Below are 23391 nucleotides of genomic sequence, written 5' to 3'. Positions count from 1 at the left end.
GGCCTCTTTTTTTTGTCCGGATTTTATATCCGGCCGAGTAGCAACAGCACCAACAGTACCACCAGTACCACACCCAGAATACCCGACGGCCCATAGCCCCAGTTACGAGAGTGCGGGAACACCGGCAGGCCGCCGACCAGCAGCAGGATCAGAATTATGATCAGAATCAGGCTCATGTTTTTTTCCTTGTAGGCCTTCTGAAAAGACCGGTTGTTTAACGACAGGCCCGTGGGTTTATTTACGGACGCCTTAACAACTCCGACTGTGCCGTTGTGGAGAAAATTCCATAGTTTCTTAAAGCATTTCGCACACTGGCTTATTTCTTTTAATGCGTTCGCAATAATGGGCACTTAGTTGAAAAAGATTGAACTTACGCTATAAGCCGGGCTGCTACCTGGCTGGCGGTTTGCCTGAGGCATTCATCAATTGGATGGTGCGTGGGTGCAGGAAAAACCTTCGCTACACTGCCGATCACTTCTTCCGTGAACTACAAGGCTACTTACCTATGCAAAATCGCATGATGATCACTGGCGCCGGATCCGGCCTGGGTCGCGAAATCGCGCTGCGCTGGGCACGCGAGGGTTGGCAGTTGGCCTTGTCGGACGTCAGCGAGCCAGGCTTGCAGGAAACCCTGAAGCTGGTGCGCGAGGCCGGTGGCGATGGCTTTATCCAGCGCTGCGACGTGCGTGACTACAGCCAGCTCACCGCCTTTGCCCAGGCTTGCGAAGTGAAGCTGGGCGGCATTGATGTGATCGTCAATAACGCTGGCGTGGCCTCGGGTGGTTTTTTTGCCGAATTGTCCCTGGAAGATTGGGACTGGCAGATTGCGATCAACTTGATGGGCGTGGTCAAGGGCTGCAAGGCGTTCCTGCCGCTGCTGGAAAAGAGCAAAGGGCGGATTATCAACATCGCGTCCATGGCTGCGCTGATGCAGGGGCCGGCGATGAGCAATTACAACGTGGCCAAGGCCGGTGTGGTGGCGTTGTCGGAGAGTTTGCTGGTGGAACTCAAGCAGCAGGAAGTCGGTGTGCATGTGGTATGCCCGTCGTTTTTCCAGACCAACCTGCTGGATTCATTCCGTGGGCCGACGCCTGCGATGAAGGCGCAGGTCGGCAAGTTGCTGGAGAGTTCACCGATTTCGGCGGCGGATATTGCCGATTACATTTATCAGCGGGTGGCAGAAGGGGAGTTCATGATTTTGCCCCACGAGCAGGGGCGCATGGCGTGGGCGTTGAAGCAAAAGAACCCGCAGTTGCTGTATGACGAGATGACGCTGATGGCCGACAAGATGCGCGCCAAGGCCCAGGCAACCAAGGGCTGATGATGATCGTTCCCACGCTCCGCGTGGGAATGCCGCCCCGGACGCTCCGCGTCCCGCTTTTGAAGGCGTGACGCGGAGCGTCACCGGATGCGTTACCACGCGGAGCGTGGGAACGATCAGAAACCGGGGCTTGTCTGTCAGAAAAATTACCGGGCTACGTAGGCCTTTCCTGATTTTACTGCAAGCCATTGCTGCGCCAAATCCAATCGCGCATGGTCAAGGTCCTGTCACTCCAAAAGGACAACCGCCATGCTGGTCTTAAGCCGCGCTGTGGGCGAAGTCATCTCCATCGGCGATGACATCGCCCTGCACATCCTCGAACTCAACGGTACCCAAGTGAAATTCGGCATCGACGCCCCGGTGGGTGTGAATGTCCATCGGGCCGAGGTGTATCGCAAGATCCTCGAACGCCAGGCCACAGAAACCCACGCCGAACCCAACCGCTGAACCCTGCTCAGTCAAACAGATGCTTGGGCACGTCGTGCTTGAGCATCAACTGGCATTGCTCGCTCTCCGGGTCGAACACGATCAGGGCCTGGCCCTTGGTCAGCGCTTGGCGCACGCGCAGTACGCGGGTTTCCAGGGGCGTGTCGTCGCCATTGTCGGTGCCGTCGCGGGTGACGAAGTCTTCGATGAGGCGGGTCAGGGTGTCGACTTCAAGCGCGTCGTAGGGAATCAGCATACAAGCCTCGGAGGTAGGAACCCGGCGATGCTACTGCGCCGGGGGCCCTTGTTACCAGCAGTTACCATCAGTTACCAGTAGTTGCCAGTGTCAGGACTTCTGTCCGACCAGGCTGTCCACCGACGGCACGCGGGTGTCGCTCTCCATTTGCGTTTCGTGCTCGATCTGATGACTGAACCTGTCCAGCGAACCCTGGGCCGGTTGCGCGTCGCTGGCGAACACCGGCGGGCTGAGGATATAAGCGCCCAACAGGCGGCTGAGTGCGGCCAGGCTGTCAATGTGTGTGCGCTCATAGCCATGGGTCGCATCGCAGCCAAACGCCAGCAGCGCGGTGCGAATATCGTGGCCGGCGGTGACTGCCGAGTGGGCGTCGCTGAAGTAATAGCGAAACAGGTCGCGGCGCACCGGCAGTTCATTCTCCGAGGCCAGGCGCAGCAAGTGACGGGACAGGTGATAGTCATACGGCCCGCCGGAATCCTGCATCGCCACACTCACCGCGTGTTCGCTGGAGTGCTGGCCGGGCGCGACCGGGGCGATGTCGATACCGACAAATTCACTGACATCCCAGGGCAGGGCGGCGGCCGCGCCACTGCCGGTTTCTTCGGTGATGGTGAACAGCGGGTGGCAGTCGATCAATAACGGTTCGCCGCTGTCGACAATCGCCTTGAGTGCGGCAAGCAGGGCGGCCACACCGGCTTTATCGTCCAGATGGCGGGCGCTGATATGCCCGCTCTCGGTGAATTCCGGCAGTGGGTCGAACGCCACGTAGTCACCGATGCTGATGCCTAACGAGTCGCAATCGGCGCGGGTGGCGCAGTAGGCGTCCAGGCGCAGTTCCACGTGGTCCCAGCTCACCGGCATTTCATCTACGGCGGTGTTGAACGCGTGCCCGGAGGCCATCAACGGCAGCACGCTGCCACGGATCACGCCGTTGTCGGTAAACAGGCTGACGCGGCTGCCTTCGGCAAAACGGCTCGACCAGCAGCCCACCGGTGCGAGCGTCAAGCGGCCGTTGTCTTTGATCGCCCGCACGGCGGCGCCGATGGTGTCCAAGTGCGCGGAAACAGCGCGGTCGGGGCTGTTTTTCTGGCCCTTTAGCGTGGCGCGAATGGTACCGCGCCGGGTCATTTCAAAGGGAATGCCCAGCTCTTCCAGGCGCTCGGCGACGTAGCGCACGATGGTGTCGGTGAACCCCGTGGGGCTGGGGATGGCAAGCATTTCCAGCAGCACTTTCTGCAGGTAGTTGAGATCCGGTTCGGGGATGGTTCGGGTCATGGAAACTCCTGATGAGTTGAGGGCATCGATGGTTTCGATGAGGTACTGAGAGGTTCATAGGCTGTGCCGGCCTCATCGCGGGCAAGCCCGGCTCCCACATTGGAACGCGATCAAACTGTGGGAGCGGGCTTGCCCGCGATGGCGCCAGTCCAGGCAACACATCACTCAAGCCGTCGGCTGACTGTGCGGAAACAACAAATCCACAAACTTCTCCGCTGTCGGTTGCGGTTCGTGATTAGCCAGCCCGGCGCGTTCGTTGGCTTCGATAAACACATACTCGGGCTGGTCGGCGGCGGGCACCATCAGGTCCAGGCCGACCATGGGAATGTCCAATGCACGGGCGGCGCGCACGGCGGCGTCTACCAATGTCGGGTGCAGGATCGCGGTGACGTCTTCCAGGCAACCGCCGGTATGCAGGTTGGCGGTACGGCGCACCGCCAAGGTTTGGCCACGGGGCAAGATGCTGCTGTAGTCGTAACCGGCGGCGTGCAACGTGCGTTGGGTTTCGGCGTCCAGCGGGATTTTGCTTTCACCATCGGTGGCCGCCTGGCGGCGACGGCTCTGGGCTTCGATCAAAGCACCGATAGAGTGCTGACCATCACCGGTAACCTCGGCCGGGCGCCGAATTGCAGCGGCAACTACCTCAAAGCCGATCACCAGGATGCGCAGGTCGAGGCCTTCGTGGAAACTTTCGAGCAGCACACGGCTGTCGAATTGACGCGCCGTCTCGATGGCTTTTTGCACCTCCTCGATGGTCTGCAGATCCACTGCCACGCCTTGGCCTTGTTCGCCATCGAGCGGCTTGACCACGATGCGCTGATGCTCGTCGAGAAACTCCAGGTTGTCGTCGGCACTGCCGGCCAATTGTTGCGACGGCAGTTTCAACCCCGCTGCGCTGAGCGTCTTGTGGGTCAGGCTCTTGTCCTGGCACAGGGTCATGCTGATGGCGCTGGTCAGGTCGCTCAACGACTCGCGGCAACGCACACGGCGCCCGCCGTGGCTGAGGGTGAACAGGCCGGCGTCGGCGTCATCCACTTGCACATCAATGCCACGTCGATGGGCTTCTTCGACAATGATGCGCGCATACGGGTTAAAGCCTGCCTGCGGGCCGGGGCCGAGAAACAGCGGCTGGTTGATGCCGTTCTTGCGCTTGATCGCAAAGGTGGTCAGCGCGCGAAAACCGAGCTTGGCGTAGAGGCTTTTGGCCTGACGGTTATCGTGCAGCACCGACAGGTCGAGATAGCTCAGGCCACGGCTCATAAAGTGCTCTACCAGGTGGCGCACCAGCACCTCGCCCACACCGGGGCGCGTGCACTGCGGGTCGACCGCCAGGCACCACAGGCTGCAACCGTTTTCCGGGTCGTGGAAGGCTTTTTGATGGTTCAGGCCCATCACGCTGCCGATCACCGCGCCGCTGTCTTCATCCTCGGCCAGCCAATACACCGGGCCGCCTTGATGGCGTGGTGTCAGGCGCTTGGCGTCGACGGGCAACATGCCACGGCCTTGGTAGAGTTGGTTGACCGCCTGCCAATCGGCGTCGGTTTGCACGCGGCGAATGCGAAAGCCGCGAAATACCCGCGTAGCGGGGCGGTAATCGCTGAACCACAGGCGCAAGGTGTCGGAGGGGTCGAGGAACAACTGCTGCGGGTCAATCCCGAGGATTTGCTGGGGCGCCGCCACGTACAGCGCGATGTCGCGCTCGCCCGCCTGTTCATTGAGCAGTTCCTGGGCCAGGCTGGCCGGGTCCGGAAAGGTATGCCCGATCAATAACCGGCCCCAGCCGCAATGCACGGCAATCGGCTCGGCGCCCAGTGGGCTGCCGTCTTCAGCCAGGCGCGCCTGCAGGCGCTCGTAGGTCGGCGCCTGGCCCTTGAGCAAGCGTTGGCTGTAAGCCGCTGCAAGAGGTTTCATCGATCAGATTCCTTGTTCGCTGAGCCACAGGTTCAGCGCCGCCAGCTGCCATAGTTTGGAGCCGCGCAGCGGCGTCAGTTGGCCTTGCGGGTCGGTCAGCAGGCGGTCAAGCATGGCCGGGTTGAACAGGCCGCGATCCTGGCTTGGGTCCATCAGCAAATCGCGCACCCAGTTCAAGGTATCGCCCTGCAAATGCTTGAGGCCCGGCACCGGGAAGTAGCCTTTCTTGCGGTCGATGACTTCGCTGGGGATGACTCGGCGCGCGGCTTCTTTGAGCACCTGCTTGCCGCCATCGGGCAATTTGAATTTGCCTGGTACACGGGCTGACAGTTCTACCAGGCGGTAGTCCAGGAACGGCGTGCGCGCCTCCAGGCCCCAGGCCATGGTCATGTTGTCGACGCGTTTGACCGGGTCGTCCACCAGCATCACCGTGCTGTCCAGACGCAAGGCCTTGTCCACGGCGGCGTCCGCGCCGGGCATGGCGAAATGTTCGCGCACGAAGTCACCGGCGGCGTCGTTGGCGGTCAGCCATTTTGGCGCGACGGTGGCGGCATAGTCGTCGTAGCTGCGGTCGAAAAATGCGTCTCGGTAGGCGGCATACGGGTCGTTGGCGCCGTCCACCTGCGGGTACCAGTGGTAACCGGCGAACAGTTCATCCGCGCCCTGGCCGCTTTGCACCACTTTGCAATGTTTGGCCACTTCCCGCGACAACAGGTAGAAGGCGATGCAGTCATGGCTGACCATCGGCTCGCTCATGGCACGGAACGCTGCGGGCAGTTGCTCGATGATTTCGCTTTCGGCGATGCGCAACTGGTGGTGACGGGTGCCGTAGTGTTTAGCGATCAAATCCGAATACTGGAACTCGTCGCCACGTTCGCCACCGGCGTCTTCAAAACCGATGGAGAAGGTCGACAAATCCTGCACGCCGACTTCCCGCAGCAGGCCCACCAGCATGCTCGAATCGACACCGCCCGAGAGCAGCACGCCGACATCCACGGCCGCACGTTGGCGGATCGCCACGGCTTCGCGGGTGCTGTCGAGCACGCGGTCGGTCCAGTCTTCGAGGCTGAGGTTTTTTTCATCCTCGTGCGGGCCGTAAGGCAGGGTCCACCAGGTTTTCTGCTCGGTGGTGCCGTTGGCGTCGATGCGCATCCAGCTTGCCGGCGGCAGCTTTTCGATGCCTGCCAGCAAAGTGCGCGGTGCAGGCACCACGGCGTGGAAATTGAGGTAGTGGTTGAGTGCGACCGGATCCAGGATCGGGTTGATATCGCCGCCCTTGAGCAGGGCCGGCAGCGCTGAGGCAAAACGCAGGCGCTGGCCGGTGCGCGACAGGTACAACGGCTTCACACCCAGACGGTCACGGGCGATAAACAGGCGCTGCGCGTCACGCTCCCAGATGGCAAAGGCAAACATGCCATTGAGCTTGGGCAGCAAGGCTTCGCCCCAGGCGTGATAGCCCTTGAGCAGCACTTCGGTGTCACCGCCGGAATAGAAGGCGTAGCCCAGGGCTTCCAGCTCTTCACGCAATTCCGGGAAATTATAGATTGCACCATTGAACGCCAGAGACAGCCCCAGCTGGGCGTCGACCATCGGTTGGGCGGAGCCGTCCGACAGGTCCATGATCTTCAGGCGGCGGTGGCCCAGGGCAATCGGCCCTTGGGCATGGAAGCCCCAGGCGTCCGGGCCTCGCGGGGCAAGGTGATGGGTGATTCTCTCTACGGCTGCCAGGTCGGCAGGTTGATGATCAAAGCGTAACTCGCCAGCTAGTCCACACATAAATTCCTTACCGGTTTTTCCGTTGGGGAGGGCAATACTCGATACGCCCGACAGGGCGCGTACCCAGAAACTGACCCAGTGCTATGCGTGGAGTTTTAGACCGATAAGTTATAAGGCAAATAGCCGCGATGCTCGCGACGGCGTCGTTTCTTCCCTCACCGCGATCAGCGTGTCGCCGGTTTTCCTCGAACCAGCGCGCGCAAGGCAAACCGGTTCGGGTGGCAGGCTTCGGCCACGCTTGCCGGCACCGGCAGCGGTTCGTCGCTCAACCAGGCGGCCAGCAGTTCGCCGCACAGGGGCGCGGTGATCAGCCCGCGTGAGCCGTGGCCGCTGTTGATATACAGGCCCGGCAACCACGGGCAGGGCGTATCCGGGACTTGCCGGGCGTCTTTGCCCAGTACGGCATAAGCCTGTTGGAACGCAGCGCTTTCGGCCAAGGGGCCGACGATTGGCAGGTAGTCAGGGCTGGTGCAACGAAAGGCGGCGCGGCCTTGCAAGTGTTCGGCGTTTAGTGAGTCAGCGCCAAGACGCAGCAGCAGGTCTTCGGAAATCTCCCGCAGCATCGCAAGGTTGCCCGTGTGCTCGGCGAGGGTGGGGGTGAGGTCTTCATTGTTGAAATCAAAACTGGCGCCCAATGTGTGTTCGCCAAGGCGCGCCGGTGCCACATAACCTTCGGCGCACACCACGGTGGCCAATGCCGCACTCGCGGGAGTTTGCGCCAAACGTGTGATCTGCCCGCGAATGCGCTTGAGCGGCAAGCCCGCACTATGCGGGAATCGCTTGATTTCGGCTGCACCGGCCAGCACTACCACGTTGGCGCTTGCCAGTACGTCATCGCCGTCACGGGCTTGCCACTGCTCGTCGACGCGGTGCAGCTCCAGCGCCTCGTGATGGGTAAGCACCTTGATAAGCGGATGCGTGGCTTGCCATTGGCACAGCGCCGGTGGATGCACCCAGCCACCTTCGGGGAAAAACAGCCCGCCCTGGGCCAATTGTATGCCGGCCTGTTGTTGAGCCTGATCGCGGCCCAGCAGGTGCAACAGATCCGGTGCGAAGGCCTCGGCCAGTTGCGCCTGGCGTTGGGCTTCCTTGGCGTCAAACGCCAGTTGCAGGACACCGCAACCGTCCCAGTCAACGCCGCGCTGCAAGTGCTCCAGCAGGCGCCGGGTGTGGCCGAAACCGCTGAGTATCAGCTGCGACAATGCTGTGCCATGGGCCGACAGCTTGAGGTACAGCACGCCCTGCGGGTTGCCCGATGCTTCCTGGGCCAGGGCGGCGTGACGTTCCAGCAAGCTCACGCGCCAACCGCGAGCGGCCAGGCTGGCGGCGGTGGCGCAACCGGCCAGGCCGCCGCCGATGACCATGGCGTGGCGTTCGCCTTCGATGCCTGCCGGGCGCGCAAACCAGGGTTTGGGTGTGGCCGGCGGTGGCGTATCTTCGGGCCAGCCGAGGAACTCACCGCGCAGTATTTCCCATTTATGGCCGATGCCCGGTGTGCGTTTCATCTTGAACCCGGCGGCATTGATCAACCGGCGTACCCAGCCGGTGCTGGTGAAGGTGCTGATGGTCGAACCCGGTGCCGCCAGGCGCGCCAGTTCGGCGAACAACTCAGCGGTCCACATGTCGGGGTTCTTGGCCGGGGCAAAACCGTCGAGAAACCATGCGTCGATTTGCGCGTCCAGTTGCGGCAATTGCTCCAGGGCGTCGCCGATCAACAGCGTCAGGGTCACCCGGCCGTTATCCAGCACCAGGCGCTGGAAGCCTTGATGGATCGCAATGTACTGAGCCAACAGTTGCTCGGCGAAGGCACTGAGTTCCGGCCAAAGGGCCAGGGCGCGTTGCAGGTCGGTGTGGCTCAGAGGGTACTTTTCCACACTGACGAAGTGCAGTCGCGCACCGGCCACGGCGTGCTGTTCAAACAGTTGCCAGGCGCAGAGAAAATTCAAACCCGTGCCGAAGCCGGTCTCGCCAATGACCAGTCGCCCACCCACCGGCAGGGCCGCAAAGCGCGCCTGCAAGCGGTTCTGTTCAAGGAACACATAGCGGGTTTCTTCAAGGCCCGACTTGTCGGAGAAGTACACATCATCGAAGACCCGCGAGTGCGGTCGACCTTGGTCATCCCAATCGAGCTGGGCGTGGGTGATGGGGTTCATGGGCGACTCATAAAAAAAGCAGACAAAGGCAAGGCGGCCATTCTAGCCGATCACGGGGCAGAGGGCTGATTGCGGGTGGTAACCCAATAGATTTTGCATGGAAAAAACTGCTGTGCGCAGCCTCCAAGCCATCAACAATCAGCGCTAATCCTGGGCAGATTGCTGCGGTATCGTCATTCCTTGATTGATAGGCAATAAAGGATATTGCTGATGCGCACCCAGGATGATTTGAACAATAAACTGAGCCAATTGACCCAGAGCCAGCTGCAAGCGGCCTTGCTGGAAATGACGGGCGATCTGGACAAAGCTCAGGTGCTGCAAAAGCAACTGCCTGGCTGGATGGTCAACGCGCCGCCCGGCGTGCTGGATGCATTGACTAAAGATGCCCTGCAGGTTGCAGATGCCCAGGCAGCCGTCGCCGAGCGATTGAAGCCATTGCAGGCGCTGGATGAGTTTTGCAGTGAGCGGCTCAAGCAATACTGCTCTACGCGATGGCAACGGGTTGTGGACCCCAAAAAAGATCTTTTTATTCGTGCTGTAAACGAATACGAGAAAGAGGTCTTGCCATTGAAGTATGTGAAGACGGTGAGGTTGGTGCAGGACAGCCTGCTGCATGTGGCGATGCAGAATTTCTCAGAGGATGAAGCCCGGGCGCAGCACTTTCCCGTCGGGTCGCTGTTGCAGTCGGGGTCTGCTGATCGTGAAGTCATTGGCATTACACCCCTCGAGTTTGCGCAGGGGTGTCGCGCCCTGGATCTTGGCCGCTTGTATCAGCAGCACATCAGTGACGTGCTTGAACTTGACAGCGACCCGGCAGGTGATAAGCCTTACCTCAATAATGTAGCGACCGATATCGGCCGGATGAAAATCCTGGACGTAAAAGTCGACGCCCATATTGCCTTGATGCGAGGGGACATTACCCAAGGCACCTACGCGATGTTGTGCACATTGCTGGACCGCCAATTGACGCCGTCCCAGGCCCAGGCCGAAGGGGTGCTGTACGACGGGCGCCCGGTCATTTGGCAAGGGCTCAATACCCAGGGCGGATGCCTGTGGAGCATTCTGGTATTTTCCGCTCGCTCGATTGCGCAATACCCGCAAGCGCCTTGCGTGGTGTACATGCCCAATGAACCGGAACGGCCATTCTTTGAGTATGCCTCGCTTGACGACTTTCAGGTCTACCTCAAGCGCAAGCTTGCACTGGCCGCGTACCGTGCCTTCTTTACGCGTTACCTGAGCCAGGGGGACCGGGTTGGGTTCTTCACCCGTTTCGATCAAGCCCAGAGCCTGGGGGCGCTGGACGCCAACCCCATTACGGCCAGCCTGGCGCGGCACTTTTTCGACACTTACGCCGCAAAGCTGCAAGCCGATGCACGGGCCCTGGCGGTGCCGGTGGCCGAGGTCGATGAGGACGTCCGTGAGCAGCGCTTGCAGACGTATCTGGACGCCGGTTTGACGGTGCTCAACCTCGCAGGGTTTGTCGTCCCGGAGCTGGGGTTATTGATGACAGCCGTGGCGGTAGGCCAGATGCTCGGCGAACTCTATGAGGGCATTGAAGACTGGCGCCGTGGTGATAAGAATGAGGCGTTCCAGCAGTTGGCAGTGATCGCGCAAAACATCACGTCGATGGTGTTGTTCGCGGCAGGGAGCAAGGTTGTCGGTTCGGCCATGCAGCGTACCGGCCTTAATCTGAATGGTTTTTTCCGTAAATTCGAGGTGATAAACCCCGCTGTGGGCAACCAGCGGCTGTGGCGTCCGGATACCACGCAATACGTCCATGATCAGCGCCTTGGCGACGAGCAGGTTGCCGACGCGTCGGGAATCTACAAGGTGGAGGGGCATTCGTACGTCAAGGTCAATGACTGTATCCACCGGATCGCGTTCGACGCGAGACTGGATCAATGGCGGGCCAGCCACCCGGTGCGGCAGACGGCTTATCGCCCGAAATTGCTGCATAACGGTGAAGGTAGCTGGCGTTTTGCGTTCGAGAAGCCCGACGAGTGGGAGAACCCGGAGTATCTTTTTTCGCGGTTGAAACCGACAGGTCCCGGCTCTTCGCTCCCTCCTCGCAAACTTCTACAGATCAAGGCCATTATGGATTTGCCCGATGATTGGGGCGTCTATCAGGCCCAGGAGTGTCTGCCGTTTCCCGCACGCTTTCGCGATCTGTACGAACGTTTCAGGCTCGATCAGTCCATTCGCGATTTGAACTGGCAGTTGGAAAGCGGTGCTTCCCCCAACATTGAAAACTCGACCTTGCAGATGCATGCCTTGCCCCTGTTACCGGGGTGGCCCGCCGGGCGCTATTTTGAGGTGCTGGATGCAAAGCGCAGTGTCAAGGCGCGTTACCCTGCCAGCGAACCTTACGATGCAGGCCTGCGTTTGACGATCACCGAGCCGATGCTCAGTGAGGGGAAAGTGTTTGAAGTGCTGTTGTCCGGGCTGGATGACGCTCAAAAGACCGGCTTGTTGGGAGAGGGCGTAGACGCCGATCAGGCGCACACCGTGCTGGCGCGTCAGTTGCTCGCGCATCTGAAGGCTGATCGCAAGCCGCTGTTTGAGCAGTTGTATCAGACCTATGATGGGCCCGTACCGCCGGAATGGGCGTTGCTCAGGCGCACCTACCCGCAATTGCCCTGCACGCTGATGCGCGAATTGATGGCCGAAACGACCACCGTGCAGCGTGAGTCCCTGCGCGATAATCAACGGGTTCCCATGGCGTTGGCCGAGTCAGTGCAACGTCCTCTTGAGGCACAACGCCTGGACCGCGCCTTGATGGGGTTTGAGCAGCCAGAGTTGGCCAGCCTGGATACTGCGCTCATCGCCGTTCGGACAATGCCGCGCTTGGCGGGGTGGGGGGCAGAGCTGCGGCTTGAGTTGCGCCAGGACTCGCCTCAAGGCGACTTGTTGGCCTTGGGCGCGTTCAAAGACGCTGGTGTGCGGCGAGTAGTAGTCAGGTCGAACGCAGGGTTTGAAGCGTTCAACGACAACGGCCGCAGTCTCGGTGGACCTTATGCCGGGCCGGAGGGCCTGTTCGAGGCGATCGATGCAACGCTGATGGATGGCCAGCGAGTGGCATTGGGATTGCCGCTGAAGGACGCCAGTAACATTTGGCGTTTGCGATACATGAGTGCCTCGCAAGCGAAAGGCGATCGGGAACTGGCTGCCGAGGCTTTTTCCAGCCAGGTCAGCGAACCGGCGTCGCAGGGGGTGAGCTGTGAAATGGCCGATTTGCCGACGGGGCCGTTGGTTCATCCAGCCGCACTGGTGCGTAAGGTAAAGCGTTTGTACCCATTGTTCAGTGAGGCTCAAGTGTCTTCGCTATTGATGACGTTGGGCGCTGACCATCTGGCCCGGGCCAAGGCGGTCAAACGTTTGAAGGCAGAACTCGGTCATTTGCGCGCGCTGCTCAAGCATTGGAAAACCGATATCCAGGGCATGGAGACACAGCCGGGCCTGAGTGACGTTCGTACTAGCCGCCAGCAGGTGGCTGAGCGCATTGAAGCGTGTTGGCGGCGTCAAAGCTTTGCTCTGGATGAGCATCAGACGTCCGTTGCCAGTTTGAACCTGGATGGGATGCGCGTTGGCTCACTGCCGACGCTGCCAGCCGACATACGTTTCGACCATGTTCGGCAGTTGTCACTCAGGAACATGCGACTGGGCGATGACGTCGCCTATTTCCTGAAGTGCTTTAAAGGCGTGCAGCATTTGAAACTGGGGCGTAACCGCCTGACCCGCTTGCCGGAGGTATTTTCGCGAATGCTCGACCTGGAAAGTTTGTCGATGCCCCGCAACCGTCTTGTGCTCACCGAATACACCCGACTGAAACTGGCAGACCTGAATACGTTGCGCCTGCTGGATCTGAGCCACAACCCGCTGGACAAGTTGGTGGATGTCAGCCGGATGCGTGACCTGCACACCCTGTTGTTGCAGGACACCAAAATCGTCGACTTACCCGCAGGGCTTGGGCGCCTGGCTCACCTGGAGCAAGTGGACCTGCGCGATAACGTGATCACCGTGTTGCCTGAGTGGTTGTTTACGGTGTCACGCAGTTTCAGCCAGTCGATTGACCTGGGCGGCAACCCGCTCTCCAGTACCACGATAACCGCGCTTACGCGTTACCGTGACGAAGTGGGAATTGGCATGGGGTTTGTAGAGGACGATCAGCCACGCATGACCGAACTGAAGGCCAGGGCATTGTGGTTGCCGGACGAGGTGGCCGCCCGAGAGGCCCACAAATCTACCGTGTGGGCCAACCTGCGGGATGACCCGGACTCGACGCCGTTGTTCCACTTGCTGGCTGAGCTGTCCGGTACTGCCGACAATCGTCATGTGCACGAGGACTTGACCCGGCGGGTCTGGGACGTGTTGCAGTCGACCCACGACAGTACCGATCTGCGCGAGCAGGTCTTTCAACTGGCGGCTCATCCGGCGAACTGCGCAGACGACGCCGCGCAGATTTTCAGTCAGATGGAGGTGCTCAAGGAGGTCGAGAAGGCAACGCAGCAGGCCGGTCGTGTAAAAGGCAATTCCGGGGCGCTGTTGAACTTGGGCCGAGGGTTGTTTCGCCTCAGCGAGCTGGAGAAAATTGCGGCCACCTACGCTGTCGAAAACGCGTCCGTGGACCCGCTGGAAGTCAGCCTGGCATTCCGGGTAGGGTTGGCCAAAACCCTGCAGCTACCGGGGCAGCCCAAGCACATTCAATATGGAGAATTTGCCAATGTGACCAGCGACAGTCTGGAGGTGGCGCACTCCCAAGTGCGCACGGCAGAGCTGTCCCCCACGTTCTTGCGTTTTATTTCACAGCTGGCGTTCTGGAAAACCCACCTCAAGCAGCAATTTTCCGGTGCGTTCGAGTCGGCGACAGAGCCCTTTGATACGCAGCAGCAAGCACTTTTTGAGAACAGCCAGAATCTCACCGACGCGCAGTACCTTGAGCAAATGGAGGCCCTGCGTTCGCCTCGCCGGCAGGCCATTACCGAAGTGGTAGAGCGGCTCACACAGCAGATGTTGAGGCAGCATGACCTTGGCATTTGCCATCTGCCAGGGAACTAGCCATAGGGGACGGCGATTGATCCATGGCAACTGTTTTGGAATTCTTTGAGTGGCGTGGTGCCCAATCCGCTAGTCTTGAGCCATCTTGAAATGGAGCTGCCCATGTTCGAATCCGCCGAAATCGGTCACGCCATCGATAAAGACACGTACGACGCCGAAGTGCCGGCCCTGCGTGAAGCCTTGCTGGAAGTACAGTACGAACTGCAACAGCAGAAGCGCTTCCCGGTGATCATCCTGATCAATGGCATCGAGGGCGCGGGCAAGGGCGAAACCGTCAAGCTGCTCAATGAATGGATGGACCCACGGCTGATCGAAGTGCGCACCTTTGACCAGCAGACTGACGAAGAACTGGCGCGCCCACCGGCGTGGCGCTATTGGCGTCAGCTGCCGGCCAAGGGGCGCATGGGCATCTTTTTCGGCAACTGGTACAGCCAGATGCTGCAAAGCCGCGTGCATGGCCAGATCAAGGACGCGCGCCTGGACCAGGCCATCGCCGGTGCCGAGCGCCTGGAAAAGATGCTCTGTGATGAAGGCGCGCTGATCTTTAAGTTCTGGTTCCACCTGTCCAAGAAACAGATGAAGGCACGCCTCAAGGCGCTGGCCGACGACCCGCTGCACAGCTGGCGCATCAGCCCGCTGGACTGGCAGCAGTCCAAAACCTACGACAAGTTTGTGCATTTCGGCGAGCGCATCCTGCGCCGCACCAGCCGTGACTACGCGCCGTGGCATGTGATCGAAGGCGTGGATGCGAATTACCGCAGCCTCACGGTGGGCAAGATCCTGCTCGAAAGCCTGCAAAACGCCTTGAAGCTGCCCAAGGGCAAGGCCAGCGGCATGAACCCGGCGCCTTTGATTGCCTCCGTGGACAAGAAGGGCCTGCTCGACAGCCTCGATTTGACCCAGCGCCTGGAAAAAGATGATTACGAAGAGCAACTGATTACCGAGCAGGCGCGCTTCTCTGGCTTGATGCGCGACAAGCGCATGCGCAAGCACGCATTGATCACCGTGTTTGAAGGCAATGATGCGGCGGGCAAGGGCGGCGCGATCCGCCGCGTGGCGGCAGCGCTGGACCCGCGCCAGTACCATATCGTGCCGATTGCCGCGCCGAGTGAAGACGAGCGCGCCCAGCCGTATCTATGGCGCTTTTGGCAGAAGATTCCGGCTCGCGGCATGTTCACCGTGTTCGACCGCTCGTGGTACGGCCGCGTATTGGTGGAACGCATCGAAGGCTTCTGCACCCCGACGGACTGGATGCGTGCCTATGGCGAGATCAATGACTTCGAGGAGCAACTGCGCGATGCGGGCGTGATCGTGGTCAAGTTCTGGCTGGCGATCGACAAAGATACACAGTTGGAGCGCTTCCAGGCCCGTGAGGAAATTCCCTTCAAACGCTTCAAAATCACCGAAGACGACTGGCGCAACCGCGACAAGTGGGATGACTACCGGGCGGCGGTGGGTGACATGGTCGACCGCACCAGCACCGAAGTGTCGCCCTGGACCCTGGTGGAAGCCAACGACAAACGCTGGGCGCGGGTCAAGGTGCTGCGCACCATCAACCGCGCGCTGGAAGAAGCGTTCGACAAGACCGACAAGCACGATAAGAAGAAAAAGAAATAAAGCTGGCGGCACCTCCTGTGGTGAGGCTCCCGTGGTGAGCGACGCTTCTGTGGCGAGCAGGCTTGCCCTGCGTTGGGCTGCGCAGCAGCCCCCGACCCAGGCAGCGCGTTCTCTCAGGCAGACCTCATTTGGCAGGTTTTGGGGCCGCTGCGCAGCCCAGCGCGAGCAAGCCTGCTCGCCACAGAAGCCTCGTTCAGGCGGTCATGCTTTTGTATATGCCAGGTGAATGATCGTCGCGGTTGGGCAGGCCGGCCTCTATGCTCGGTCCATCTCCCAACCACAAGATCGAGGTAGCCCATGCGTGAAGTAGTGATCGTCGACAGCGTGCGAACCGGCCTGGCCAAGTCCTTTCGTGGCAAGTTCAACCAGACGCGCCCGGATGACATGGCGGCCCATTGCGTCAACGCGCTGCTGGCGCGTAATGGCGTCGACCCGGCGACGGTCGAGGATTGCATCGTCGGCGCCGGCTCCAACGAAGGTGCCCAGGGCTACAACATCGGGCGCAACGTGGCGGTGCTCTCGCAACTGGGCACCGGGACGGCGGGCATGACCCTCAACCGGTTCTGTTCCTCGGGCTTGCAGGCGATTGCGATTGCGGCCAACCAGATCGCCTCGGGTTGCAGCGATATCATCGTTGCCGGTGGTGTCGAGTCCATCAGCCTGACCATGAAAAGTGTCAACACCGATAACCTGATCAACCCGCTGCTCAAAGAGCAGGTGCCGGGCATCTACTTCCCCATGGGCCAGACTGCCGAGATCGTCGCGCGCCGCTATAACGTCAGCCGCGAAGAACAGGACCTGTACGCCCTGCAAAGCCAGCAACGTACCGCCCAGGCCCAGGCCGACGGCTTGTTCAACGATGAAATCGTGCCGATGGCCGTCAAGTACAGGGTCGAAGACAAAAACACCGGCGAGGTGCAGGTGCTCGATGGCGTGGTCGACCGTGACGACTGCAACCGCCCGGACACCACACTGGCCAGCCTCAATGGCCTCAAGCCGGTGTTTGCCGAAGACGGTTCGGTGACGGCGGGCAACTCTTCGCAGTTGTCCGATGGCGCTTCGATGACCTTGGTGATGAGCCTGGAAAAAGCCCTGCAATTGGGACTCAAACCCAAGGCGTTTTTCCGTGGCTTTACCGTGGCCGGTTGCGAGCCGGACGAGATGGGCATCGGCCCGGTGTTCTCGGTACCCAAATTGCTCAAGGCCAAGGGTTTGCAGGTGGCGGATATCGACCTGTGGGAGCTTAACGAAGCGTTTGCCTCGCAGTGCCTCTATGCTCGCAATCGCCTGGAAATCGACAATAGCAAATACAACGTCAACGGTGGCTCGATCTCCATTGGCCACCCGTTCGGCATGACCGGGTCGCGGCAGGTCGGGCACCTGGTGCGTGAGTTGCAGCGACGTAACCTGCGCTACGGCATCGTCACCATGTGCGTGGGCGGTGGCATGGGCGCTACCGGATTGTTTGAGGCGGTGCGTTAGTCAATCGACAGCTCACACCTATCCATACAAAAGGGGGAGCGTGCTCCCCCTTTGCGCATTCGCTGTTTGGTAATAATCAGGTACTTCTCTGCTTGTTTGATTAGTTGCTCAAAGTCCGTAAACACGGTTATTTTTTAATGCGCGTAATCCCCATCTTACAGAGACGGTCTGATTTGAATTGTTCTCATTAATCTGCATGTAGTCCTTTTCCTTCAGCCAGTTTTAAAGTTTTGGCAAATAGCCATGTTTTTCCTGCGCGCTTTGGCGTACTGCGGCTACTTGGTTTGCGGAAACAGACGGCTTACTTGCTCAAGTGTGAAGTGGAGAATTGCCCGGCGTTGAGCTGATTCCTGGATTGCAATACAACAAGTTGGAAAAACTCAGGAATCATCGGCTTAACAGCACGGGTTATAACCGCTCGTTTAATCAGCCCTGCACCGACCTGTGGCCGGGCTTCTTTAATGACACTTGTTAATAAGTGGGAATCTGTAGATGAATACCAAAATGAAAGCTGCGCTGTTGTCTATCGGTCTGTTGGCCGGCTCGATCTCTGTTGCGCAGGCAGCGGATGGGACCGTCACGTTTCTGGGGTCGGTGCATTCGGGTGCTTGCTCCATCAAGCCTGACTCTGTGGATCAGACCGTTCGCCTGGGGGCGATTGCCAAACACCAACTGGAATCGGGCGGCAAGTCTGAAGCGCGCCGCGTGCTGATTGAACTGGAAGGCTGCGACCTGTCCGGCCTGACCGATAACACCGTGACCACGACCTTCACCGGCGCACCGTCGAGCGTGGTTCCAGGTGCGATCGGTACGGTCGGCGGCGCTGGCGGCGTGGGCATCATGATGACCCACGGTGGCGCACCTGTTGAGCTGGGTGTTCCTACCACCCCGCAAGTCATCTCCACCGGCAACAACACCCTGGAGTTCGGCGCTTATGTGCAAGGTGCCGCCACGGACCCGATCATTCCTGGCGATTTCAGCGCAGTAACCAACTTTACCTTGGCTTATCAGTAAGTTTTTCCCCCCGCCACCACGTGTGGCGGGGGGACGCTGACGGGAGATCCAGGTGAAAACATTCCTACGTTTGGCTATCGCCTCTTCATTGACGACGTTGATCTGCCCTTACGCTCTGGCCCAGGACGCTTCGCAGGGTGAAGGCGTCGTCCTGTTGGGCGGAGAAGTCGTGGACTCAGCCTGCGGGCTGGAGCTGAGCAGTATCGATCAAACCATCGAAATGCCGTCGGAGCCAGTTGGCAGGCTGTTGCGCAACACGCGGGGAGAAGATCACCCGTTTCAGTTGCGTTTGGTCAACTGCTCACTGACACGTCCGGACCCGTCGCGCCCAGGGGCAACCCTGCCTGACTGGGAGCACATGCGGGTGACGTTTGATGGGCCGACCGACCGGGCTGGGCTTTCCTTTGCTGTGTTCGGTGGCTCCCAGGGGGTTGCCCTGCACATTGTGGACGCGGCCGGCGAAGAGAGTATTCCCGGGCAGCGAATGTCGCCTACGCCACTGTCGGAGGGCGATATGACACTTAACTACAGGTTTTATCTGGTTGGCAATGGATTGCCACTGGTAGTGGGCGCCCACAGTGCCGCAGTGCGGTTCAAGTTGGAATACTTTTGAACATTGATGGACAGGCTTTCATGTTGAATACAGCGAAGATCAAAAACACGCTGCGCCCGAGTCTGTTTGGCGGGCTGATGTCTCTGGCGGGAACTGCATTGGGTGCCGGTGATATCGAGTTTAATACCGACGTTCTTGACTTGATTGATCGCACCAACATTGACTTGTCTCAATTTGCGCGCAGCGGGTTTATTTTGCCCGGCACGTACTCGATGGTCGTGCACATCAACGGCCAGCCAATTGCCGAACAATCGGTGGCGTTCTATCACCCCGATAATGATCCCAAAGGCAGTCAGGCGTGTTTATCTCGCAGCCTGGTGGAACAGTTGGGGCTAAAAGCGGCGGATGCCGACAAACTTGCCTGGTGGAAGGGCGGCGAATGCCTTGATGTTCAAAGCTTGCCAGGCACCGAGGTCAGTGGCGACCTGGCCACGTCCACGCTGAGCATCAATCTGCCCCAGGCCTACCTCGAATACAGTGCCATCAACTGGGACCCGCCCTCGCGGTGGGACGAAGGGGTACCGGGGTTGTTGGTTGACTACAGTCTGACGGCGCAGTCCAACTACCAGCGCGGCGATGGTAACCGCAATAACCTCAGTGGCAACGGCACCGTTGGCGCCAATGCCGGCGCCTGGCGGTTGCGGGCCGATTGGCAGGGGCGCGTCGAGCGTGGCCGCCAGGAAGCGGCCGGGCCGCAAAAGCTGGAGTGGAGTCGCTACTACGCGTACCGCGCCATTCCTGCGCTGAAGGCACGTTTGGTGGTGGGCGAGAACTACCTGTATTCGGACCTGTTCGACAGTTTCCGCTTTACCGGTGCCGCGCTCAACTCGGATGAAAGCCAGTTACCGCCCAACCTGCGTGGGTATGCGCCGGAAGTGGTCGGGGTGGCCAAGACCAATGCCAAAGTCATCATCAGCCAACAGGGCCGCGTGCTTTACGAAACCCTGGTAGCGGCGGGGCCTTTTCGTATTCAAGACTTGCAGGATGCAGTGACGGGCAAGCTCGATGTGCGGGTGGAAGAACAGGACGGCTCGGTCCACAGCTTCCAGATGGATACGGCCGGGGTTCCTTACCTTACCCGCCCGGGGCAAGTGCGTTACAAGCTGGCATCCGGGCGCCCGTCCAACCTTCAGCATGGCGGTGACGGCGACTTTTTCGGCACCGGGGAGTTTTCCTGGGGCATCAGCAATGGCTGGTCGTTATTTGGCGGCGGCATGACCGATAACAACTATCGGGCGTTGTCCGTGGGGGCGGGGCGCGACTTGCTGGCGTTCGGCGCGGTCTCGCTGGATGTGACGCAGTCTCACGCCGAGGTGTGGAACGAGACGCTCTCGGGTAAATCCTACCGCCTTCAATACTCCAAGAACTTTGAGCAGTACGACAGCCAGGTGACCTTCGCCGGTTACCGGTTCTCCGAGAAAAACTTCTTGAGCATGAGTGAATACCTGGATGCCCGGTATTACGGGCTGAACGGTGAACTCGGCGGGCGTGGTGATTACCGTGACCCGAATGAGGGCTGGAAGCCGATTGGTGGCAGCAAGGCGCTGTACACGGTCACGGTCAACAAGCAGTTTCGTGACCTGGGCGCCACCGTCTACGCCAGCTACAACAAGCAAACCTACTGGGATAGGCCCGACACCCAGCGCTGGAACCTGTCGCTGTCGCGCTACTTCAACGTGGGCACGGTCAAGAACATGAGCCTGTCCCTGAACATGTACCGCACCCAGGAATACAACTACAAAGACAACGGCATGGCCGTCACGGTCAGCCTGCCGCTGGGGCGCACCGGCACATTGTCGATGGACGCCAGCCGCACCGCCGGCAGGAACAACTTTGCGACGCGCTACAGCGATCGTCTCGATGAGCGCAACAGCTATCAGCTCAGTGCCAGCGATTCGTCCGCCAGCGGTTACTTGAGCCATATGGGCGACCAGGCCGATATCGACGTCAGCGCCAGCACGCAAGAGGGCGGCTACAGCAGCCTGGGTGTGTCGGCGCGTGGCGGTGGCACGGTCACGCAATATGGCGCGGCCTTGCACCGTACCACCAGTACCGGCGGCACGCGCCTGATGCTCGACACCGGCGGTGTACCCGACGTGCCGGTGCGCGGTTACGGCTCGCCGACCCGTAGCAATGCCTTCGGCAAAGCGGTTATTTCCGATATCAGCAGCTATCAGCGTACGGCAGCCAGCGTGGACCTGGAGCGCTTGCCGAGCACGGTCGAAGCCACTCAATCGGTCACGCAGTTGACGCTCACCGAAGGGGCGATTGGTTATCGCTCGCTGAGCGTGATTGCCGGTGAAAAAGCCATGGCGATTCTGCGCCTGCCGGATGGCAGTTCGCCGCCCTTTGGCGCCACGGTGAAGAACCTCAAGCAACAGGACACCGGCATCGTGAATGACGGCGGCAATGTCTACCTCAGCGGCCTGCAGGCCGGCGAGCAGATGGTCGTCAGTTGGGGCGGCAACGAGCAATGCATCCTCACGCTCCCCACCGTTCTGCCCGTCGATGGCTTGACGCACGCCCTGCAGCTGCGCTGCCAGAGAGTTGCCGCTGCCCCATCCCTGCCCGAGCCAGCCACGCTGACCGGGGAGCTTACCGACACGGAGAACACAGCCTCATGAAGCTTGATATGCGCCTCACCTTCCCAGCGTTCGCGCTGCTGGCCCTAGGCTTGAGCCAGGGCGCCAGCGCCGCGGTTGGCCTGGATCGTACCCGGGTGATTTTCGATGGCGGCAAAGATGCCACCAGCGTGAACATCACCAACAACAATACTCAGCTGCCGTACCTGGCCCAGGGTTGGATCGAGGATGAAACCGGTAAAAAAATCAACTCACCCTTGATCGTGCTGCCGCCGGTCCAGCGCCTGGAACCCGGCAAACAAAGCCAGGTGAAAGTCCAGGCGCTGCCGGCCGCCAAGTCATTGCCGCAGGACCGCGAGACGGTCTATTACTTCAATTTGCGCGAAATCCCGCCGCGCAGTGATAAATCCAACACCCTGCAAATTGCCCTGCAAACCCGCATCAAGTTGTTCTACCGCCCGGATGCGATTGCGCCGAGCCAGCAAGACCTGTCCAACCCCTGGCAGCAGAAACTGACCCTGACCCGCGAAGGCGACCACTACCGGGTCCATAACCCGACGCCGTACTACGTGACCCTGGTGGATGCACGTGCCAGCAAAGACGGCAAAACCGTGCCGGGCTTTGCGCCGGTGATGGTTCCCCCCAAGGACGCGCTGACCCTGGGCCCCAGTGCCAAGGCACTGGGTACGTCACCTTATCTGGCCTATGTAAATGATTACGGCGGCCGTCCACTCCTGGCGTTCACCTGCAATGGCAATACGTGCCAGGTCAACGCGCAGGCCTCAGCGCCGAAATGAGTAATGCTGCTGGAGAACATCATGAAGTCGCAAAGTGTGAAGGTCTTGGGCTGCCTGTTATGGGTCTTGGCGATGGGCGCGCACGCCGCCGACGATGACGAAGATATCGAAGGGATGAGTGGAATGTTGAATGTCCTCGGGGCCATGAATGAGTCGCCTTGCAGTCTGGATATGACCTCATTGCACCAGACGGTGGACCTGGACGCGGTGTCGACCAGCCATTTGCAACGGCCTGGTGATCAGGCGCCCGCCAAGGCTTTTCAACTGCGTTTTACCGACTGCATGCGCACCGCCGGTCGCGTGCGCAACGAACGCACGGGCAACCTGACATGGAGTGCTTACCAACCGGTGTTGTCGGTGGCGTTTGTCGCGCCGGCCGACGCCGATGATCCACGGTTGGTCAAAGTCCAGGGCATCACCGGGATGGGCCTGCAATTGACCGATCCCCTTGGCCGGGATGTACAGCTGGGCTCAAAGGGCGAACCGTTGATTCTGCCCGTGGGCCGCAATACCCAGACCTGGAATGTTCGGCCTACGCGCACCTCGGCGCCGTTGAGCAGTGGGGCTTTCAGGGCCGTGGTGGAATTCAGGCTCAACTATGAGTAAGGGCAGAGCGATGGCTAACTCAATCGGCCCGTGGGCCATTCTTATCGGTGGCGGTTTACTGTGGCCTGTCAGCCAATGCGTGCAGGCCGACACCAGCCTGACCATCCGCGCGGTCATCATCGCGCCGCCGCCTTGCGTGATTAACAGTGGCGCAACCCTGGATGTGCCGTTCGGCAATGACCTGCAGACGTCACGGGTAGACGGGGTTAATTACCGTCGTGACGTGCCCTATACCGTCACCTGTAATTCGCCGTTCAGCAACGCCCTGACCCTGGAACTCAAAGGCACCGGCGCCGGGTTTGACAGCCGCGTGCTGTCGACCCGCAAGGCCGACCTTGGGGTCAAGCTGTTCGTGAATGGCGCTGACTGGCCGTTGAATACGGCCGTGAATTTTACCTATCCCAACTTCCCGGCGGTACAGGCGGTGCCCGTCAAACGCGTGGGCAGCACGCTGAGCGGCGGGGCATTTGATGCTGTGGCAACCCTGGTGGTCGATTACCAATGACG

17 protein-coding genes are annotated in these 23391 nt (G+C 60.2%); 11 read left to right on the top strand and 6 right to left on the bottom strand.

The annotated features are described in order from the left end of the window. Window positions 1–23: 23 nt before the first annotated feature. Complete coding sequence (locus HBO41_RS00540; protein WP_015885095.1) at window positions 24–176, bottom strand: DUF3309 family protein; 153 nt, start codon at window positions 174–176, stop codon at window positions 24–26. Between the two features lie 329 nt (window positions 177–505). Here HBO41_RS00540 and HBO41_RS00535 point away from each other — a divergent pair, with 329 nt between their 5' ends. Together HBO41_RS00535 and csrA are read left to right on the top strand one after the other, a co-directional pair. Beyond that, window positions 506–1321 (top strand): SDR family oxidoreductase, encoded by an 816-nt coding sequence (locus HBO41_RS00535; RefSeq protein WP_017137819.1) that lies wholly within the window; start codon window positions 506–508, stop codon window positions 1319–1321. 249 nt (window positions 1322–1570) lie between these two features. Further along, entirely contained in the window at window positions 1571–1768 is a 198-nt protein-coding gene (gene csrA, locus HBO41_RS00530; RefSeq protein WP_017137818.1) for a carbon storage regulator CsrA, read from the top strand. 7 nt (window positions 1769–1775) lie between these two features. Here csrA and HBO41_RS00525 read toward each other — a convergent pair whose 3' ends face one another. The 5 genes from HBO41_RS00525 to mnmC all read right to left on the bottom strand — a co-directional run bounded on the left by HBO41_RS00525 (window position 1776) and on the right by mnmC (window position 9118). Then, window positions 1776–2003 carry a YheU family protein gene (locus tag HBO41_RS00525; protein ID WP_003192759.1) on the bottom strand — a complete coding sequence of 76 codons (228 nt, stop codon included), beginning with the start codon at window positions 2001–2003 and terminating at the stop codon, window positions 1776–1778. A 90-nt stretch (window positions 2004–2093) separates the two neighbouring features. Continuing rightward, on the bottom strand, window positions 2094–3278 hold the full coding sequence (locus HBO41_RS00520; protein WP_017137817.1) for an osmoprotectant NAGGN system M42 family peptidase: 1185 nt from the start codon (window positions 3276–3278) through the stop codon (window positions 2094–2096). Between the two features lie 165 nt (window positions 3279–3443). Continuing rightward, window positions 3444–5189 carry an N-acetylglutaminylglutamine synthetase gene (gene ngg / locus HBO41_RS00515; protein WP_017137816.1) on the bottom strand — a complete coding sequence of 582 codons (1746 nt, stop codon included), beginning with the start codon at window positions 5187–5189 and terminating at the stop codon, window positions 3444–3446. 3 nt (window positions 5190–5192) lie between these two features. Next, window positions 5193–6965 carry an N-acetylglutaminylglutamine amidotransferase gene (locus HBO41_RS00510; protein ID WP_169984785.1) on the bottom strand — a complete coding sequence of 591 codons (1773 nt, stop codon included), beginning with the start codon at window positions 6963–6965 and terminating at the stop codon, window positions 5193–5195. Window positions 6966–7129: 164 nt separating this feature from the next. After that, window positions 7130–9118 carry a bifunctional tRNA (5-methylaminomethyl-2-thiouridine)(34)-methyltransferase MnmD/FAD-dependent 5-carboxymethylaminomethyl-2-thiouridine(34) oxidoreductase MnmC gene (mnmC, locus tag HBO41_RS00505; protein ID WP_099548927.1) on the bottom strand — a complete coding sequence of 663 codons (1989 nt, stop codon included), beginning with the start codon at window positions 9116–9118 and terminating at the stop codon, window positions 7130–7132. Between the two features lie 210 nt (window positions 9119–9328). On the opposite strand from mnmC, the gene HBO41_RS00500 reads away from it, so the two are divergent. From HBO41_RS00500 to HBO41_RS00460, 9 genes are all read left to right on the top strand, one after another. After that, window positions 9329–14173 (top strand): NEL-type E3 ubiquitin ligase domain-containing protein, encoded by a 4845-nt coding sequence (locus HBO41_RS00500; protein WP_169984783.1) that lies wholly within the window; start codon window positions 9329–9331, stop codon window positions 14171–14173. Between the two features lie 102 nt (window positions 14174–14275). Then, on the top strand, window positions 14276–15790 hold the full coding sequence (pap, locus tag HBO41_RS00495) for a polyphosphate:AMP phosphotransferase (RefSeq protein WP_099548929.1): 1515 nt from the start codon (window positions 14276–14278) through the stop codon (window positions 15788–15790). 297 nt (window positions 15791–16087) lie between these two features. Then, window positions 16088–17272, top strand: coding sequence for a thiolase family protein (locus HBO41_RS00490; protein ID WP_169984782.1), 1185 nt, complete (start codon window positions 16088–16090; stop codon window positions 17270–17272). Window positions 17273–17764: 492 nt separating this feature from the next. Continuing rightward, window positions 17765–18286 (top strand): fimbrial protein, encoded by a 522-nt coding sequence (locus HBO41_RS00485; protein WP_099548931.1) that lies wholly within the window; start codon window positions 17765–17767, stop codon window positions 18284–18286. 52 nt (window positions 18287–18338) lie between these two features. Next, window positions 18339–18899 (top strand): fimbrial protein, encoded by a 561-nt coding sequence (locus HBO41_RS00480; protein ID WP_017137809.1) that lies wholly within the window; start codon window positions 18339–18341, stop codon window positions 18897–18899. Between the two features lie 20 nt (window positions 18900–18919). Then, the gene (locus HBO41_RS00475; protein ID WP_169984780.1) at window positions 18920–21523 is read left to right on the top strand and encodes an outer membrane usher protein; all 2604 of its coding nucleotides are present in this window, start codon (window positions 18920–18922) and stop codon (window positions 21521–21523) included. Further along, window positions 21520–22278 carry a fimbria/pilus periplasmic chaperone gene (locus tag HBO41_RS00470; protein WP_099548932.1) on the top strand — a complete coding sequence of 253 codons (759 nt, stop codon included), beginning with the start codon at window positions 21520–21522 and terminating at the stop codon, window positions 22276–22278. The genes HBO41_RS00475 and HBO41_RS00470 overlap by 4 nt, the downstream gene beginning before the upstream one ends. A gap of 21 nt (window positions 22279–22299) precedes the next feature. Next, on the top strand, window positions 22300–22884 hold the full coding sequence (locus HBO41_RS00465) for a fimbrial protein (protein ID WP_026013763.1): 585 nt from the start codon (window positions 22300–22302) through the stop codon (window positions 22882–22884). Between the two features lie 10 nt (window positions 22885–22894). Then, complete coding sequence (locus tag HBO41_RS00460; protein ID WP_017137805.1) at window positions 22895–23389, top strand: fimbrial protein; 495 nt, start codon at window positions 22895–22897, stop codon at window positions 23387–23389. Window positions 23390–23391 lie beyond the last annotated feature (2 nt).

The sequence above is a fragment of the Pseudomonas sp. WS 5146 genome, from assembly GCF_012985495.1.
GTDB lineage: Bacteria > Pseudomonadota > Gammaproteobacteria > Pseudomonadales > Pseudomonadaceae > Aquipseudomonas > Aquipseudomonas edaphica.
Note: the sequence above shows the minus strand (reverse complement) of the source record. Positions and strands in the feature narration are given on the sequence as shown.